Genomic DNA, 18,141 nt, shown 5'->3' on the forward strand with positions numbered 1-18,141 from the left:
TGCGCCACGGCGCACCGGAAGCATTATATTCGCTTAAACTAACGCTTGCCGTTCGTGGCCCGCCGATTATGGTGAGGTTCCTGAGCCGGCACGGGATATGGACTTGCCTCGTCGATCAGTTCGATCGCATCTGCTTGCTTTGACCGCCGCCGCAGTTGTCCCGGTGTGGCTGTTTGCCGGCTATCTGCTAGGCCAATATGCCCTGCATGAACGATATCGTTTTGAGCAGGATGCCGTGCAAACGGCTCGCCAGGTGTCGCTCGTTGTAGAGGGCGAGCTGGCGAATCTCAAAACCATCCTCGACGGCCTGTCCAAATCCGCCGCGCTCGCCAGTGGCGATCTGCAAGCCTTTCACCGCGAGGCGCTCGATCTTGTCCACGGGACGGACCGGACGATCGTCCTGCGCGATCTTGGCGGCAATCAGCTGATGAACACCGAAATAGGCTACGGTGCCGCCTTGCCGTCAGTCGCACCTATAGCTTCTGTCGAGCGCGAGAAACTCAGCCGTTCCGGTGTTTTCGTCAGCGATGTCTTCAGCGGCAAAGGCTCGGGCGAATACCGCGTAGCTGTTGCCGTTCGGGTGCCCGCCCCGAAGGGGGAGGACCTGCTTCTTACACTTTCTGTGCCGACTGCCCGGATCCGCGATGTTCTGATGCCGGCGGTCCCGCAAGGATGGACTGTGGGCGTGGGAGATCGCGACGGAAATTACGTTGCACGTTCCAGGTTCCACGACGAATGGACCGGGAAGCGCGGATTGCCCGAATACGTGGAAAAGATAGTCGGGCGCTCGGGCTCATTCACGTCACGCAATTTCGAAGGGGAGACGCTGCTGGCGGGCTACTACAGGTCTCCGGACTCTGATTGGTTTTACACAGCAAACGTGCCGCTTGCAGCAGCGCAGGCGCCGCTCTGGCGCTCGCTTGCGGCGATCTGCGGGATAGGTCTCCTGTCGCTTCTTGTCTCGGTTGCTCTGGCATATTTCGTCGGCAAAGGATTCACCCGGGCCACCGCTGAACTGGCGACACGGGCCGAAGCGCTGGGTCACGGCCGCAGCGTCGAAGCCTTGTCGACCTCGGTTACGGAGTTCGCTGCCATCGCCCAGGCGATGGTGGATGCAGAGCGGGCGATCGCCGAACGGCGCTACGAGCTGGAGGCGGTGTTGGAGACAGCGCCGGCGGCAGTCTGGTTTACCTATGATCCGAAGGCTCTTCAGGTCATCCGCAACCGCTTCGCGGCAGAACTCATGGGCCTGCCGACAGACGCGCACAAAACCTTCGGCAGCCCCGACCTTGTCATCGACACGGTGGCCGTCAAGGACGGGCACATAGTGAGCCGCGAAGACCGCCCTCTTAGCCGCGCCATGCGCGGGCAGCTGACGGATCACGAAGAGTTCGTCTACACGTTGCCGTCAGGTATCGAGCGCCTTCTACTTTCCAGCGCACGTCCAATTCGCAACCCCAGTGGCAGCATTATTGGCGCCGTTCAAATCAGCCTCGACATAACGGAACGCAAACGCGGCGAGGAGCAGCTCAAATTGCTGACCAATGAGCTGAACCATCGCGTGAAGAATATCCTTGCCGTGGTTCAGTCCATTGCCTCCCAGACACTTCGCAACGCCACAAGCCTGGCTGAAGCAGGACGCACGCTCTCCAGCCGTCTCGTCTCGCTGGCCAAGGCCAACGATCTGCTTATTCAGCAGAACTGGAGTGGCGCCGACGTCAGGGATCTGATTGCCACATCGGTCAGCTCACACGCACCGATCGACCGCTTCGGGATTAGCGGCGAGTCGGTCTGGCTATCACCGAACGTCGCTCTTTCGGCCGCTCTAGCTTTTCATGAGCTTACGACGAATGCGCTCAAGTATGGAGCACTGTCGAACGAAACCGGCACGGTGTCGATTCATTGGAAGCTCGTCGGTCAAAAACAGCATCGCTGGCTCAATTTAGAATGGCGCGAACGGGGAGGTCCGCCCGTCGAACCGATCGAGCGAAAGGGCTTCGGCACGCAGCTCCTCGAGCGCGTGTTTGCGTCCGGCACGTCCGGACGCGTCACTCTGAAGTTCCACAAATCGGGACTGATCTGCACCATGCGAATGAATGCTGCGTCTGAGGTCAATCCCGCGGTGGACAACGGCGACAGCCGCAGAGGCGAAATGTAGAGATCTTCCTAGCGAAGCTCTCCCGGCTGCGCAGGAACGCGAAAGATCAACCCGTCTTTCGCATAGTTCGGTCGGCTGCCCAATCCGACGCATACACGATTGGTAAGGATGGGCCCGATTGAAATTAACGACCGCTTCGAGGCCAAGGTGTGCGGTCTTTCAGGTCGTGGACAAGTCAAACCACCCCGGCAAAGGCGCGAACGGATTAATGAGAGGGGGTCGATCACTGCTCCTCGTCTTCTTCCTGCGCACAGCTGTTCCAATCGAACGTTGCCCATTTCATGCATGTCGGTCGTGCACCGAACCGCCGCGATCACAGGCTTGCGCGCAGTGTGTGCCACCGTCGCCCGGCTCCCTGTCGAACGAACAGCCATTTCCGACTTCGATCTGGTCGCCAGGATTGGTCTTGAAAGCTTGCTCGATGGCGAGGTGCGAACCTAGCCACCCGAAGCGATTCGGTCGGCATCTATACCGTTTCTTGCAATATGCGAATGTCGGCCTCGATCTTGATCACCACGCTCTTCAAGTAGCCGCGCTCTTGAAGAGCGAAACCATAATGCTTGTCGTCTTCCGGGATTGCTTCCAGGCGAAGGATCGCGGCGATTACACCACGACTAGGCTCTTGATCGGGTCCATGTCACCCCCAATGCTTTGCTTGAGCATATCGGAGTTTTGACCGGATCGCGACGTCGAGATTTGCGGTCGCGCTCCTCGCCACGAGGCGCCCGTTGTCCGTCTCCGAGCCACCTTTCGGAACAGGAGCTCTGGGCGAACCCGGAGACGGTCCTTCTCGTCGGTGAAACTGGAGAATACCTCTTTCCGCCCCCTCTTTGAAAAGCGCCCTTGCGTGATGTGATTTGGCGAAGGCGAGCAGCTGGCCAGACGTACCTGATGAATCGGTAAGCCGAAGGTGGCCGGCGCCGGGTGGGAGCTGGGTGGCGTGGTTGGCGCCGGCCGAGCGGAATCAGGTCCGCCGCCAAAGCAATATCGCCCATATCGAGGCCCCCGGCTATTACGTGAACGCGCAAGGCCACGCTATCGCCAACTGGGATGCTAGGGTGGAGCGTTCACCTGCATGCCAGCTAAGCGGCGCTGGCTGCCGACAATTTTTGCCAGTCGAATAGCACACCGACGCCCGCCTCGTCGGGTGCCACTGCTAGCCCGCCATGAAGCACCAAGGGCCTGGTTGTATAGGAGTCGATGTCGAAACTGTGCGCTTCGACCCACCCGGCATTCTCCTGGCCAGCGACGAGGCTGACGTGAAGTTCCTGCATGCCGTGGCTGCACACCGGCACCCCGGCCTTGCGTGAACGGTGAGCGACCCGCAGCCAGCCGGTGACGCCACCGCAATTCGAGGCATCCGGTTGGATATAGGACAGCCTCGACCACGCAAAGGCGTGCTCGAACTCCTCAATCACGTGCAGATTCTCTCCCATCGCGAGCGGCATGCCAGTTGCCTGCGCGATGGTCGCGTAACCTTCATAGTCGTCGGGAATGATAGGCTCCTCGAACCATAATATGTCATAGGGCGCGAAAGCCTTTGCCGCTTCGATCGCGCGCGGAACATCCAACGCGTAGTTCGCATCCACCATCAACGGCGTATCAGGTCCGATACGCTCCCGGACGGCTCTCACGCGGGCCACATCTTCGGCAAGGTTGTCCTTACCTACCTTGATCTTCACTGCCGTGAAGCCTGCCTGGAGATAAGATTCGATGTTGGAAAGGAGCTGATCAAGGGTGAGATTCAGGTCGATGCCGCCGCGATACACCTTCGCAGTTCGGCCTGCTCCGCCTGCCATCTTCCAGAGCGGAAGGCCCGTCCGCAGGCCCTTGAGATCCCATAAAGCTATATCGACCGCCGAAATTGCAAAGGAAGCGATGCCGCCGCGCCCGACATAGTGAATATGCCACAACATGCCGTCGTAGACGGCATCTATGTCAGCGGCGTCGCGCCCAAGCAAAAAGGGCGTCAGATCACGCTCGATGAGGGCGCGGATGGCATGGCCGCCCTTGCCGCCCGTGTAAGTATAGCCGGTACCCTCGCTGCCATCGGTAAGCCTGACAGTCACGGTCACCAGTTCGAAATGGGTGTGGGCGCCATGCTTGGCATCGCTCATCTCTTCGCGCAGTGGCACACGGAACAGCCGTGTCTCGACGCCCTGGATTGCCGTGCTGCTCACATCGGAGTCCTCTTGTGCGTGTGAATTTGGTACGACCATAATTGCATCAGAAATGGCCTAACTGCAACGTTAAAGCCGGGCAGCCGCCATTTTGGTCCGACGAAATATCGTAGCTGCTTGTGCTTTGGTCCGATTTGCGCCTTAATGGAGGTGCGACATGGAGATCAGGCTTGCTGCAGACGGAACAGCATCGGGGAGCGCCGGCGATGGTCGGATCTGCTCGCGCGGCCGACATCATGGTAGCGGGCATCGAGCGCGACATCATTTCCGGAAAGCTTGATGATGGCAGCTATCTGCCGGCTGAGCGGGAACTCATGGCGCTATACGGCGTGGGACGTGGCGTGGTGCGCGAAGCAATCGCCCGGCTGGCAAGCCGGGGGCTAGTCGAAGCGCGCCCCCGCTTTCGCCCGGTGGCCCGTCGTCCGGGGCTCGATACAGCCCTTGGCGCGCTGGAAGGCATGGTCGGCCACTTGTTGGTCGATAAGGCCGGCGTGAAAACCCTGTACGACATGCGCGTCTTCCTGGAAGCGGCCTTGGCTCGCAGTGCCGCGATCAGCGCCCGCAAGGACGATGTCGCAGCGCTCAGGGCGGCACTTGCGGTGAACGAGGCCGCGATACCGGACTCCGAGAACTTCTATGCCACCGATGTGGCGTTTCACGCGGTGCTTTACGACATCGCGCGCAACCCGGTGTTGCCCGCCGTGCATAAGGCGTTTACCGCCTGGCTCTCCCCGCATTGGCTGCGCATGCCGAGATCGCCTGAGCGCAATCGGGTGAATTTCCTCAGCCATCGTGACATCTGTGCCGCGATCATCGAGCGTGACCCCGATGGTGCCGAGCGGGCCCTGCTCAACCATCTTGCCTCGGCATGGGAATATGTCCGCGGAACCTTTGAAACACCTGACGGACAGGAAGGATGACGAGGTCCTACGATCATATTGTCGTGGGCGGCGGAGCGTCGGGCTGCGTTGTAGCGGCCAGACTGGTGAGAGCGGGCCGGCGGGTTCTCTTGCTGGAGGCTGGGCATTCGCACCGCCATCCGCTGCTCGACATGCCGCCCGGCATTTTTAAGATGATCAACGGCTCAAAATTCATGAGCTATCATCGCACCGAACCTCAGGCGCACCTCGACGGCCGCGTCCACGAAATCTCGCAAGGCAACGTGCTGGGTGGCGGTACTTCGGTCAACGCCCAGGTCTACATGCGCGGCCGGCCCGCAGATTATGACGAATGGGATGAATTGCTGCGTGGCAACAATGCCGGTATCCGCTGGAACTGGCAGGCCGTGCTGCCGCATTTCACCGGCATGGAAGGTAACAACCGCCTTGGCGGCGAGTTGCACGGAACCGCCGGCCCCCTGCTTGTCTCCGACCCCGGTTATATTGACGATGTTTCGCGCTGGTTCGTGCAGGCGCTGCAAGGGCTGGGACTGCCCTACAACCATGATTTCAACGGAGCTTCGCAGCGCGGCGTAGGCTTCTACCAGTTCACGAACCGCGGTGGAAAACGCAGCAGTGCCGCCTATGCGTTCATCGAGCCTCTATTGCGTGATCCCAGGCTCACCCTGAGACTGAATTGTGCGGTCAGCCGCGTGATGATCGAAAACGAGCGCGCCAGAGGAGTCGCCTATGTGGATTCCTCTGGCACAGAACACACCGCCTATGCCGACGGCGACGTCATCATCTCATCAGGCGCGCTGATTTCGCCGAAACTTCTCATGCTGTCGGGCGTCGGCCCCGCCGATGCGCTTGCGCAGCATGGCATCGCCTGTACAGCCGACTTGCCAGGGGTCGGCGAGAACCTGATCGACCATCCTGAGGTGCCGATCATCGCCACCACCAACGGATCCTATGGCTACTTCAAGCAGGGCCAAGGCTGGCGAATGGTCAGAAACGGTCTGCAGTTCAAGCTTTTCGGCACCGGCACGATCCTGTCTGCTGGCGTCGAGGCGGGAGCTTTCGTCAATCCTGCCGATCCCGAAGGCGAGCCGACGATCCAAGCATTTTGCGTGCCGCACGTGTACCTGGACCGCGACATCCTCACGCTGGTCGCCAATACCTATGGGCTGACCGTAACGACGGTGGTTGTGAAGCCAAAGTCGCGCGGCTTTGTGAAGCTTCGTTCGGCAAATCCAAAGGACATGCCGGTCGTTTCTCCTCATTTGCTCGCACACCCAGAGGACATGAAGGAGATGATCTCGGGCCAGCGCTATTTCCTCGAGGCATTCCGAACGAAACCGCTGGCTGATCGCGTGAAGGCCATAGCCGTGCCGGCAGGCAATGAAGACAGTGACGAGGCTTTAGCGAAGCACTGCAAGCGGTTCGTCAAGACGAACTACCATCCGGCCGGGACCTGTCGGATGGGCCCCGACAGCGATCGGATGGCGGTGCTGGACGCTGGGATGCGCGTGCGCGGGATTGACAATCTGCGGGTCGCGGACATGTCGGCCTGTCCTAACATCAATGCCGGCAACACGGCCGCGCCGGCGATGATGCTGGGCGACCGCTGCGCCGACTTCATCCTGGAGGCGGCATAGCGGCCAAGGAAATCCAAAGGCAAAGCGGGCAGCCGCCAATGCAAGGATGGTGAGGAACATTCACAGTCGTCAAAAACGACAAATCAAGGAGGAAAGAGCATGATCATTACCCGTCGGAAATTGTTAATAGGCTCCGCCGTTGGCGCCGCGGCACTCACACTAGGATCGCGGGCCTTCGCGGCGCTTCCGCCACTTGCCAAAAAGGACAAGTACAAGGTCGGCTTCGCGCAGACGGAAAGCAACAATCCCTGGCGGCTGGCCGAGACCAAGAGCATGCACGACGAGGCCGCGAAGCTCGGCCATCAGTTGGTCTACACCGACGCAGCCGGGTCGTCTGCAAAGCAGGCCGCCGACGTAAACTCGATGATCGCACAGGGCGTCGACGCTATCTTCTTGCCTCCGCGCGAGGACAAACCGCTGGTGCCGGTCGTCCTAGCCGCCCGCGATGCCGGCATCCCGGTCTTCCTGATCGATCGTGACGTCGACCATACGATGGCAAAGCCCGGCGAGGACTATGTCTGCTTCATCGGTTCCGATTTCATCGAGGAGGCAACCCGCATCGGCGAATGGCTGGTCAAGAACGCCAACGGTAAATCGAAGATCATCGAACTCGAAGGCACGACTGGCGCGTCGGCAGCGACCGACCGAAAGAAGGGCTTCGACGATTTCATCGCGAAGCACTCGGAATTCAAGATTTTGGCGTCCCAGTCGGGCGACTTCGCCCGCGACAAGGGCCGCCAGGTGGCCGAGACGCTGCTCCAGGCGCATCCCGACGCCGACATTATTTATGCCCACAACGACGAGATGGCCCTGGGGGCCATTGCCGCCTTGGAAGCTGCCGGCAAGGCCCCGGGCAAGGACGTCCTGATCTTGTCGATCGACGGGGAAAAAGAAGGCGTGCAGGCGATCATCGACGGTAAAATCGGCGCTATTTGCGCATGCAGCCCACTGTTTGGGCCGAAGGCGTTCGCCACCATGGCCGACTACGCCGCCGGCAAGAAAATCCCGCCCTTCATCAAGAACGAAGATCACTTCTTTGACGCCACCAACGCCAAGAGGGATTTCGACATCGCGTTTTGATTGCACTTTCATGGCCTGCCCACATCCGCGGGCGGGCCATTCGGAGCTTGGCCCATGACCGCTCAGCCGGTTGAATCCGCTCGGTTGCTTTTGGATATGCGCGAAATCCAGAAGAAATTTGCCGGCATCCCGGCGCTGACCGAGGCCACGCTTCAGGTCCGTGCGGGTGAAGTCCACGCCCTCATCGGCCAGAACGGGGCGGGGAAATCCACCCTGATCAAGGTGCTTACGGGCTACCATCGCAAGGACGCCGGCGTGGCCCTTTTCCAGGGCCGTCCATTCGAGGCCGGCTCGCCGCACGAGGCGCAGCTCAGTGGCATCAGCACCATCTACCAGGAGGTCAATCTCGTCCCGCTGCGCTCGGTGGCCGAGAATATTTGCCTCGGTCGTGAGAAACGCCGCTACGGCCTCTTGGACTGGTCTGCCATGAACGCGGATGCGGAACGCCTGCTTAGCCGGTTCTCGATCCTCATTGACGTGCGCCGTCCGCTCGGCGATTTCAACACCGCCACCCAGCAGATGGTGGCGATCGCCCGAGCAATCGGCTTTTCGGCCCGGCTCGTCATTATGGACGAGCCGACCTCTTCCCTTGACGAGCGTGAGGTTGCGGTTCTGTTCAACGTGATCCGGCAGTTGAAGGCCGAGGGCGTCTCCGTCATTTTCGTCAGCCACAAGCTCGACGAGCTCTTCGAGGTTTGCGATCGGGTTACGATCATGCGCGATGGCCGGACGGTGCGAAGCGCTGAGATGGAGGACATCAGCAAGCTCGAGCTGGTGGCGGCGATGCTCGGCCGCGATGTCTCCGTGGTCGAGGGTCACGCAACAGCCTTCGGCGAGCGCGATCGCTCCAAGCTAGGCGATGTGTTGTTTTCCGCGCGCGGCCTTGCCGCCGGACAGTCGGTACGCCGTGTAAGCTTCGACGTACGTCGTGGCGAAATTGCAGGCTTTGCGGGCCTGCTTGGCGCCGGCCGCACCGAAACAGCGCGGCTTGTGTTTGGGGCCGACCCCCTCAGCGCCGGTGACATGACGATAGAGAACTCGCCTTACCGCCCTGCCGGCCCGGCCGATGCCATCGCCGCGGGCATGGGCTTCTGCACCGAGGACCGCAAGGCCGAGGGCATCGTGCCGGAAATGACGGTGGCGGAGAATGTCACACTTGCGCTGCTGCCGAAGATCAGCCGCAACGGTGTCCTGAGCGAGACGCGGCAGCGTGAAATCGTCGAGCGGTTCATCCGCGAACTTGGCATCAAATGTTCCGGCCCGAACCAGAGGGTTCGCGAACTCTCCGGCGGAAATCAGCAGAAGGTCCTGCTTGCCCGCTGGTTGGCGATGAATCCGAAGCTGCTTATCCTTGACGAGCCGACGCGCGGCATCGACGTCGGTGCAAAGGGCGAGATCCAGCGTCTCATCCGACGGCTCGCCGATGAGGGATTGGGAGTTTTGATGATCTCCTCTGAACTGGAAGAAGTGATCGAGGGCGCGGACCGCATTTTCGTCTTGCGCGAAGGTATCAGCGTGGCCGAGCTAGAAGGCGATGCCGCCAACGAAAAGGACGTCATCGCAGCCATGGCGCATGGCGGTTCACCGGCGGAGGTGTAAGCGTGACCGAGCTGACGAGACCCTCAACGGCTAGCGACACCGGGACGCGCGGCTTCGATCTGTTCGGCTTTCTGGCACGCTACGGAATGGTGATCGTGCTGGCGCTGCTAATGGCCTTCAATCTTGCCTACACCCAGAACTTCGCGACGATGCAGACGCTCAACGTTAATCTCACGCAGGTCTGTACAATCGTCATCGTTGCGGTCGGAATGACGCTGGTGATCGCAACCGGCGGCATCGACCTCTCGGTCGGCTCGCTGATGGCCATTTCCGGCGCGCTGGCTCCGATGATCTTCATGGGCAAGATCTTTCCGATTGATAATATCTACGTAGCAGTGACGCTGGCTATGAGCGCGTCGATCCTTGTCGCCAGCTTGTTTGGTCTCTTCAACGGCTGGTTGGTCGCCCGCTTCCGCATCCAGCCTATAGTGGCAACGCTGGTGCTGTTCATCGCCGGGCGAGGGATCGCGCAAGTTATGACCAATGGCAACTTGCAGACATTTCGCGTGCCACAATTCCAATGGATTGGGCTTGCCCGCCCCTTCAATATACCTGCTCAGGTCATCATCATGATGATGCTTGTTGCGGGCGCGGCTTGGATCCTGAAACGCACCGTGTTCGGACGTAGTATCCTTGCGGTCGGCGGCAACGAAAAGGCTTCTGAACTCGCAGGCATTGACGTCCCCAAAATCAAGCTGTCCGTCTATGCCATTAGCGGGAGTTGCGCCGGGCTGGCCGGACTCATCGTCATCGCCATCAACTCCTCAAGTGACGCAAATCTTGTCGGGTCGGGCATGGAACTGGATGCCATCGCCGCGGTCGCCGTCGGCGGAACGTTGCTCAGCGGCGGCAAGGCAACCATTATCGGTACCCTGCTCGGCGCGCTCACCATCCAGCTCGTTCGATATACCCTGCTTGCCAACGGGGTGCCCGACGCTGCGGCGCTTGTGGTGAAGGCGATCATCATCGCACTTGCTGTCTGGCTACAGCAGCAGCATCGGACATAGGCCGTGAACCGCGCCCATCTTGTCCGCATCATCGGCACCTACGGTGTGCTGGTTGCCCTTGCGGGGCTCGTTCTGTTCGGATTCCTGCGCTACGATCGTTTCCTGGGCTTCTTCAACGTCATGAGCGTCATGCGCTATAACTCGATGTTCGCGCTCGTCGCCCTTGGGATGTGCTTCGTCATCATGACCGGCGGCATCGACCTGTCCGTTGGCTCCGTAGCCGCCTTGGGCAGTGTCGCCTCCGCATTGGCAAGTCCTTTTGGGATGCTCCCAGGGCTCGCGGCCGGCGTGGGCGTCGGGCTTGCCGCGGGCCTGATCAATGCCTTCCTCATAACCCGCGGCAAGCTGATGCCATTTATTGCAACCCTCGCCACGATGCTGGCAGCCAGCGGCTCGGCGCTGCTGCTTGCCGGCAATCAAACCGTCTCGGTATCTTACGCCTCAGGGTTCACCAGGATTGGTCAAGGAAATTTCTGGGTGTTTCCTGTCCCGGCGGTGATTGCGGTAACCGCTTATGTGATCGGCTCCGTCTGCTTGAACTATACCAGCGCAGGACGCACGGTGCTGGCAATTGGCGGTGGCGAGGACGCCTCACGCTTGATGGGACTGCGCACTGACCGGGTCAAGTTTCTCGTCTATGCCGCGAGCGGCGGCCTCGCGGGGTTGGCCGGCGTCATCCTTGCCTCGCAATTTGGCGCCGGCCAACCGATCGAGGGCGTCGGCTGGGAACTCTTCGCTATCGCGGCGGTGGTCGTGGGCGGGACGCTGCTCACCGGCGGCTCGGGCTCGGTGTTGACCACGCTTGCTGGCGTCCTCCTGCTGGGCATCCTTTTCAACATCCTGAACTTTGAGAACGGTATGGGCTGGATTTCGCTCTCAGCGTACTGGCAATCCGTAATCCGTGGACTATTCCTGCTTGTCGTCGTCCTTCTTCAAGCGAGGCTGGCGGGAAAGCGTGTTCGGGCGCCGTCGTGACAAGTTCCGCCATCGTGGATCCTCGTGTGGTTGCTAACTTACCCCTCGACCCTCTGAACGCGAGTTGGGGAGCCCGCCCCCCGGACAGGAATTGCCTGTCGGGCCTCACGGCCGTGATCGCGGCTGTGCCTTGTACCCATAACTGGCTTTTGAGCTACCCGTCTCTGCTGCGGGTTCCATCGTGCGACACGCCGACCCTCAAGCCAAGAGATCACTTCAGCTCTGACGACCAAGGAAAATTCACATACTCGTTGCGGCTGTCGTAACAGATATTTCCATACATCTTCAGGTAGTGATCACGGCGTGCTGGATCGGCGTAAACTGAGGCTGGATCCAGCAAGTCGGCATTGTACCACTCAAGGTTGGCGCGTGTCAGTGCAATGGGAAGGATATCCATAGCCTGCGGGATGCTTTTGCCGTCGAGCCAATCGGCCGCAAACTGCCCCATGGCATACCCGAAAACCGGTGATGACAAGGCGATGCTCGCCTTGTAGGGGCTGTCCGCTTTTCTGATTTCAGAAACCGCCTCTGGCTCGCCATCAATTCCGCCGAGAAATTGATCCGGCCTGTCTTTGCCGGCAGCGCGCAATGCTTCCAGCGCGCCCAGCACGACGGCATCGCCGCCAAGCACCACGTCGACATCGGGGTTGGCGACAAGGATCGTTTGCATCGTGGCGAACCCTCCTTCCTTGTTGACCGGCTTCGGTGCGATGTCGGCTACGATTGTCACGCCGGGAATGGCATTCAGGCCATCTCGCATTGCCGTGAACCGAGGGGCCAGGAACTCCATGGTGTCCTGGGTCAGCAGAACGACCTTGGCCTTCCCGCCGAGCTTGGCCTTGATGTGCTCGATCGCTGCGTCAGCTAGCACCTTGCCTGTACGATATTGCGGAGCATTGAGCAGCAACGTCGCGGGTGGAGGCACGATCGTGCCGACAAACGCTCCCGACCAGATCGCCTGCTGAAGCGAGGGGCCGAAAGCCACCGGATCCGAAGACGTGCCCACGATGGCGCCAACCCTCGCCGCGACGAGAGAGTGAACCTGGTCTATGGCCTTGCCGACGTCATTTTCAGCCAGAACTCTTCGATACCCCAAGCCGCGATTTACTGCCGCCAGGGATAGGCCGTGATCAACCCCCTGCAAAAAGTCCCGGTCGTTTTCCTGTACATAGGCCAAAACCTTGCTCAGGCCGACCGGGGCACTGCATGAGGGTGCATTTGGGTCGAAGACGGGAAACACCGCCCGCCTAGTGATGCCTGGGGCACCTTCCTGGGCGCGCGCCGAAGCAAGCCCGGCCATAGAGGAAATGAGCAGCAGAGCTATCGCTTGGCCGAGCAGCCGGGCAGTCCTCCTCTTTAGACCAAACACCGTTTCTCCTCTCGTCAACGCGCATTCGCTTGACGGTAACTTTCTACTGAGTGGCTCAGCTATCTACAAAACCGCGGTAGCACGCCGTGGTTTTGTCGAAAACACCAAATGAGCCGCGGTCCCCGGTTGGAGATTGCGATACTCTATCTTGCCGCCAAGGCTGACACCCATGGCATTGATGATCCTGCTGCCCACCCCTGTACCTTTGGCGGGCAGGCCCTCGGCCCTCCCGATACCGGCGTCCTCGACCAGCAGCTCCGCTTGTTCGCCCGGCAGTGCTGTGAGCCGTACCTGAATGTCTCCCGCCCCATCGGGGTAGGCATACTTGAACGCGTTTGTAACGAGTTCAGTGACCACCACCCCAAGGTTGATGCAGGCATCTGTCTCGAGTTTGATCGGATCTACCTCGTAGGAGAGCCTTACGCCATGTCCCTGGCTTCGAAGCGACGTTTGCAGGTGATCGAGCAGCCCAGCAAGGTATTCGTCGAGGGCAACCGAGCGGACATCGGAAGAACTGTAGAGCCTCCTGTGCACCAGCGAGATCGCGAAGATGCGGTCCTGGGTTTCGGCCAGTGCATCTTTTGACGCATTATCCCCGACTGCTTTTGACTGGAGAGTTACAAGCGATGAGAGCAGTGCCAGTCTGTTCGCGACCCTGTGATTGACTTCCGATAGAAGCACCTCGGCCCGGTCGCGGGCCCTTGCCAGATCTTCAGTTCGGGTGCTGACACGTAGTTCCAAGTCGCTGTTGAGTGCATTGACCTCGTCGCGTGTCTTGCGAAGTTCTCTGGTGTAACGAGCGGCTGCATAGGCAGCCCCGGCAACGACGACGACGATGACAAGCCCGCCGACTGCAGAAACAAGCCGCAGCCATCCGCTGTTGGCACGCTGCTCGGCGACACCGGATGTAAGTCGGTCATCCGCCCGCCCGATAACACCCGAGAAGTACACATTGGCTTCGTCCGTCAGAGCCTTACCTCTGTTCGTTCGGAACAACGCTGAGATCTCTGCATCACGCTGGTCGCGCTTGAGTGCTATCGTCTGATCGAACTCTCCGAACTTGGCGGCAACGATTGCGGTGAGCCGGTGCAGCGTCGATTGGGAGTCGGGATAGGAAGTCAGCAACGTCTGCAGCGCTTCGAGGTGGCGCTGCGCTTGGGCTTTGGCTGTTTGATATGGTCCCAAATAGATTTCGTTGCCGGTGATCACGAAACCGCGTTCGGACGCCTCAGCCGTCTGCATTGCATTTCTCAATTCAACCGCCGCGACCCGGGTGTTTCGCGCTGCGATCGCATCATCGAAGTAGGATTGCGCTCTCTGGCCAAGCCAGAAATTTGTGACCACGATAGCCATGAGCGCAGCAAAACCTATGAGCAGGGAGGCGGACGTTAATCGGACAAGGTTACGGCTGGGAACTGACATCAGCACATTCCTGCCCGATTTCGCCTCCGTGCGCCATCATGTAGTAACGGCCAATGAGGCGCTCGGGGAGCAAGCGATATCTCCCTCACCACTGGGTGCGCCGCCTGTTCCGGGAGCCCGACAAAAGGATGACGAGGGCAGCATTACCGAGCCACCCTCGCCGATTGGAAGAACAGTAATCGAGGTCTGCGCAGTTCACCTCAAGTTGCTCAGTTGCAATTCTTCCGTCAGCACGCGCTCGTTCGGATCGATCGGACCCAGCTTCCTGACGACCCGGAATCGACGGCGCTCTGCCTGCGCAATGTACATGTTCATGCGAACATGGTGCTGACCGGGAACCATTTCGGCCGGTCCACCTGGTCCCTCGCTGATCCGAGCATGATTGAGCGCCGCGATGACGGCGCCCTGCTCGAGGGTGCCGGATTCCTTCACTGCTGCTTCCCACATCTTGATCGCCCGGTAATGGCCGGTGCAGCCGCTGCCTGCAGTCAACATGGCGCTGCCGGGGAAACGCGCTGTGTAGCGGTTCAAAAGCGCGCGGCCATATGGATCGTGGAGTTCCTGATAGTAGTCGAGGCAGCTGTAGAGGCCCTCGATCTGCTCGGACGGGACGAGGTTGAGAAAGTTCTCGTCAAAATAGGTACAGACGATCCTGCCGCCGCGCTTGCCGAATCCAGCTTTATGCAACTCATCTAGGAACGGCGTCAGCCCCGGCGGAACAATGGTGTTGAACACGACATCGGCACCGCTGACCATGATCTGCTGCACCGTCCGTCGGAAATCGACGGTATCGAGCGGGAAATACTCCTCGCCGACGATCTCGCCGCCATTGGCGCGCACTTGGTGGAAAAGATGTGGATGAAGCGGTCAACGTCCGCCACCTTCGTCGTTGCAAGAAGCATTGAATTTCCTCCTGTCGGTCGCGGCCACCATTGGTCCGTCGACAGGATTAGGATGCGCGCGCCGCAGGGGGCGCACATGGGGTGTATTCCCTATGGCTGCGTTTCGCCTGGCCTGACCAGCCCGTGCTCGACCGCGTAGAGCGCCGCGGCCGCACGGGTAGCCACGCCGATCTTGGAATAGACGCTCTGGATATGGTGATCCGCGGTCTTGGGTGAGATAAGCAGCTTGCGCGCGGCCTCCTTCGCGGTCAGGCCGGCGGCGATCAGACGCAGCACCTCGATCTCGCGCGGCGTCATGCCGGCCAGCGAGCGCGGGGCCGGGCGTCGCGACGGCTGTCCGGCGAAGGACAGTACAGCCTCAGCGGCGTCGGGGCAGATACAGCCCTCTCGAACAGAGGTACGCAGCTGCGCCGCCGCCGCCTCGCTGGACAACGCCTTGCGGTGTGGGCGCTCCTCCCGCGAAGTTTGGTACGCTTCGGCGGCGGCCAGGGTCCTCGCCGCCGGAGAGAGGTCGGAGCCGCCAACTTTGCGGTGATAGCCCGAGCCGTCCAGGCGCTCGTGATGGCGAAGCACGAGCCCAGCAATAGCATCGCCCTGAGGACCGAACGAGGCCAGCGCCCGCTCGCCGTAATAGGCGTGCAACTGTGCGGCGTCCCGCTCGCGGACGGATAGCGGCCCGTTCCGCATCCAGGTTGCCACCGGCACCACCAGTTCGCCGATGTCATGGATGCATCCAGACCAGCGCAGTGCGCGGACATCGGGCTCGGGCAGCCCGAGGCGTCGTGCTCCACCCTCGGCCAGTTCCGCCACCATCCGCGAATGACCTTGTGTGAACGGCATGCGCATGTCGATCATGTCGGCAACGGCAAGGAAAGCCTCGTCGCAAGCCGCCTCGTCCAGCGTCACCGGCGGGTCGGGCTCCAGCGCCAGGATCGTCTCGCGGTCGACCGTCGCGCCGATGCCCTCCATCAGCACGGCGGCGTTGGCGGCGACGAGCCGGGCCAGCTCCGCCTCGTAGGCACCATCGCCACGACTGGCGATGGTCTCGGCCATCGCGTCGATGCCGGCCGCGTCGCTGAGCGCAATAGCATCCTGCGCCAAAGTAATCAGGCGCACGGCGGGCAAGACGTCTTCGCCGCTCAGCCCACGCGGTAGGCCCTTGCCATCCCAGCGTTCGTAGATTTGTCCAAGATTGCGCCGGATCTCGTCGGACAGGCCGAGGCGCACGCCGATCCGCTGCGCAACCTCGCAATGGGCGGTGAGTACCGGGCGGGCCACGGCGAGAGCCTGCGACATCGCGGCCTCGATCGCCTTGGCCTGCGCATCGGGGTCGAGATCATAGTAAAGCCGCTTGAAGGCCTGTACGAAGACCCTGCCTAGTTCCGCGCGGTTGCCCATGTCGAGACCGACGAGATCCTGGCGCAACGCAATTTCATCGCCGAAGGTGGCCGACAGAAGGTCCGTGTCGGCATTGCAGCCGACATAGCGCAGCATCGACTGGTGATACGCATTGCGCCGGATCTGCTCCGAAAGGCCGGCAAGCTCGGCGATCCGCATCGCAAGCACGCAGGATTTCAGGGCGAAGTCGCGGGAATGGCCTGTCGCGAGGTCCGATGCATAAGCGAGGACCATCATGAAGTCCGCTCGGCGTATCGAGACTTCTGGCATCGCATACCCCAATCCGCAGATATGCTATCCTAGCGCGCCCCTAACACCAAGGGCAGAAGTCTGAGCCGGATGTGCATGCTGGAGAGGGCGGGGCAGCGACCGTTTGGAGCCCGTCCGCGGCGGTCTGGGTCGTCGTTATCGGGTCAGTGAAATTTGACTTCGAATGTTCCACCCATTGGGTATTTTCATGCGTAACGCCACGGACGTCTTGACGGACTCGCCGGCAGGTCTAATTTGCGCATTCTCATGTGCCTAGCCCGTCCTTCCCTGTGGCTTGGGTGCATCAACGGCGGTGATTCGGGAAAATCACCGCCGTTTGCATTGGAACCCAAAGAAAACAGGGTTAGCAACCCCTCTCGCCGGTCATGCTGTGCAGCGATTGGTCGGTGTAGAGCGTCGATTTACGGTTGGCATTGCGCAGCAGGATACCGCGCACAACGGCCTTGGTGGCGTGCTGGACGCGAACACGCGGGCTTTGCTATCACGCTCGACCAGACCGACAACGGCGCCCTTCGGCGTCATCTTGCGCTTCAAGCGGGCTGGCCGTTGCGCTGTGGTGAAAGGTAATCGCGGTCCCCGCGCCCCGATGTGGGTTTCGTTCTACGATCTTGCCTTCGCCGTCAAGCGGGCCACGGCTTAACCTTTTCCGACATCGGGTCGCGAATGCCGTGTATAGATGACGCCGAGTAGCTGGGGCGCGGACACGGCTTTCTTGGGAGAGGCATTGAGGTGCCAACCCAGCATCCATTTGTGCGGGCCGATCTCGCTCAAACACCGTTCCGACCCTGATAGGGAATGGCAGGCCATTCGTTGCACTTGTAGACGCCGGGGCGAGCAGATGTGGGGTCAAGCTTGGTGAGGCGCTCCGGTGGCATTGGCGCATCTGGGAAAAACGGACATTGTGGCCAATGAACGGCCACCAAATGGTCGCGAGCCATCTCGGCGGCATGGTCAATTGGGTTGGTCTTGGTGGAACATTGCGAGATAAATGGGGGCCTTGGCGATCGACAAGCACAGGTCTTGCACACCCCACCTGCGGGCGGTGTGTTGCCAGCGATGGCATCCACTCGATTCTTGCTGAAATTCCGGCTAGCTTGGGCGGCAGATGACTCAGTTCTGGTCGGTGAATCACAATCAGACCGCCCCTCAAGAGGTTGATGGGCAGCACCTTTGGTCCCCCCAGACCAAGGGCAATGGCGCACGAAGTGAGTTCCACAACAGATTTCGGCCGTGCGACGCCTGGCG

At 60.7% G+C, this 18,141-nt stretch carries 12 protein-coding genes; 7 read left to right on the top strand and 5 right to left on the bottom strand.

The features are described 5' to 3' along the window. Positions 1-97 precede the first annotated feature (97 nt). Complete coding sequence (locus FJW04_RS19920) at positions 98-2,158, top strand: HWE histidine kinase domain-containing protein (RefSeq protein ID WP_140619088.1); 2,061 nt, start codon at positions 98-100, stop codon at positions 2,156-2,158. Between the two features lie 1,082 nt (positions 2,159-3,240). Here FJW04_RS19920 and FJW04_RS19925 read toward each other — a convergent pair. Continuing rightward, on the bottom strand, positions 3,241-4,338 hold the full coding sequence (locus FJW04_RS19925; RefSeq protein ID WP_140619085.1) for a mandelate racemase/muconate lactonizing enzyme family protein: 1,098 nt from the start codon (positions 4,336-4,338) through the stop codon (positions 3,241-3,243). A 170-nt stretch (positions 4,339-4,508) separates the two neighbouring features. Between FJW04_RS19925 and FJW04_RS19930 the strand changes: the two genes are divergently transcribed. The 6 genes from FJW04_RS19930 (at position 4,509) to FJW04_RS19955 (ending at position 11,535) form a co-directional block, all read left to right on the top strand. Then, positions 4,509-5,258, top strand: a complete 750-nt coding sequence (locus FJW04_RS19930; RefSeq protein WP_224641807.1) for an FCD domain-containing protein — start codon at positions 4,509-4,511, stop codon at positions 5,256-5,258. After that, complete coding sequence (locus FJW04_RS19935; protein ID WP_140661339.1) at positions 5,255-6,874, top strand: GMC family oxidoreductase; 1,620 nt, start codon at positions 5,255-5,257, stop codon at positions 6,872-6,874. The genes FJW04_RS19930 and FJW04_RS19935 overlap by 4 nt, the downstream gene beginning before the upstream one ends. Before the next feature lie 99 nt (positions 6,875-6,973). Beyond that, positions 6,974-7,954, top strand: a complete 981-nt coding sequence (locus FJW04_RS19940) for an ABC transporter substrate-binding protein (RefSeq protein WP_140716145.1) — start codon at positions 6,974-6,976, stop codon at positions 7,952-7,954. 54 nt (positions 7,955-8,008) lie between these two features. After that, a complete protein-coding gene (locus FJW04_RS19945; protein WP_140716147.1) occupies positions 8,009-9,553 on the top strand; it encodes a sugar ABC transporter ATP-binding protein in 1,545 nt (514 codons plus the stop codon). Positions 9,554-9,555: 2 nt separating this feature from the next. Then, positions 9,556-10,560 carry an ABC transporter permease gene (locus FJW04_RS19950; RefSeq protein WP_140716149.1) on the top strand — a complete coding sequence of 335 codons (1,005 nt, stop codon included), beginning with the start codon at positions 9,556-9,558 and terminating at the stop codon, positions 10,558-10,560. Positions 10,561-10,563: 3 nt separating this feature from the next. Further along, positions 10,564-11,535 (top strand): ABC transporter permease, encoded by a 972-nt coding sequence (locus tag FJW04_RS19955; RefSeq protein WP_140619075.1) that lies wholly within the window; start codon positions 10,564-10,566, stop codon positions 11,533-11,535. A gap of 211 nt (positions 11,536-11,746) precedes the next feature. Here FJW04_RS19955 and FJW04_RS19960 read toward each other — a convergent pair whose 3' ends face one another. From FJW04_RS19960 to FJW04_RS19975, 4 genes are all read right to left on the bottom strand, one after another. Then, positions 11,747-12,904, bottom strand: a complete 1,158-nt coding sequence (locus tag FJW04_RS19960; RefSeq protein ID WP_246673918.1) for a sugar ABC transporter substrate-binding protein — start codon at positions 12,902-12,904, stop codon at positions 11,747-11,749. Positions 12,905-12,967: 63 nt separating this feature from the next. Further along, positions 12,968-14,326 (bottom strand): CHASE3 domain-containing protein, encoded by a 1,359-nt coding sequence (locus FJW04_RS19965; RefSeq protein ID WP_140716151.1) that lies wholly within the window; start codon positions 14,324-14,326, stop codon positions 12,968-12,970. Between the two features lie 195 nt (positions 14,327-14,521). Beyond that, positions 14,522-15,166: an ABC transporter substrate-binding protein gene (locus tag FJW04_RS19970; RefSeq protein WP_246673920.1), complete on the bottom strand. Its 645-nt coding sequence runs from the start codon at positions 15,164-15,166 to the stop codon at positions 14,522-14,524. A gap of 152 nt (positions 15,167-15,318) precedes the next feature. Beyond that, complete coding sequence (locus FJW04_RS19975) at positions 15,319-16,863, bottom strand: HD domain-containing phosphohydrolase (protein ID WP_246673921.1); 1,545 nt, start codon at positions 16,861-16,863, stop codon at positions 15,319-15,321. Positions 16,864-18,141 lie beyond the last annotated feature (1,278 nt).

Origin of the sequence: Mesorhizobium sp. B2-7-3 (genome assembly GCF_006440715.1) — a bacterium.
Taxonomy (GTDB): Bacteria; Pseudomonadota; Alphaproteobacteria; order Rhizobiales; family Rhizobiaceae; genus Mesorhizobium; species Mesorhizobium australicum.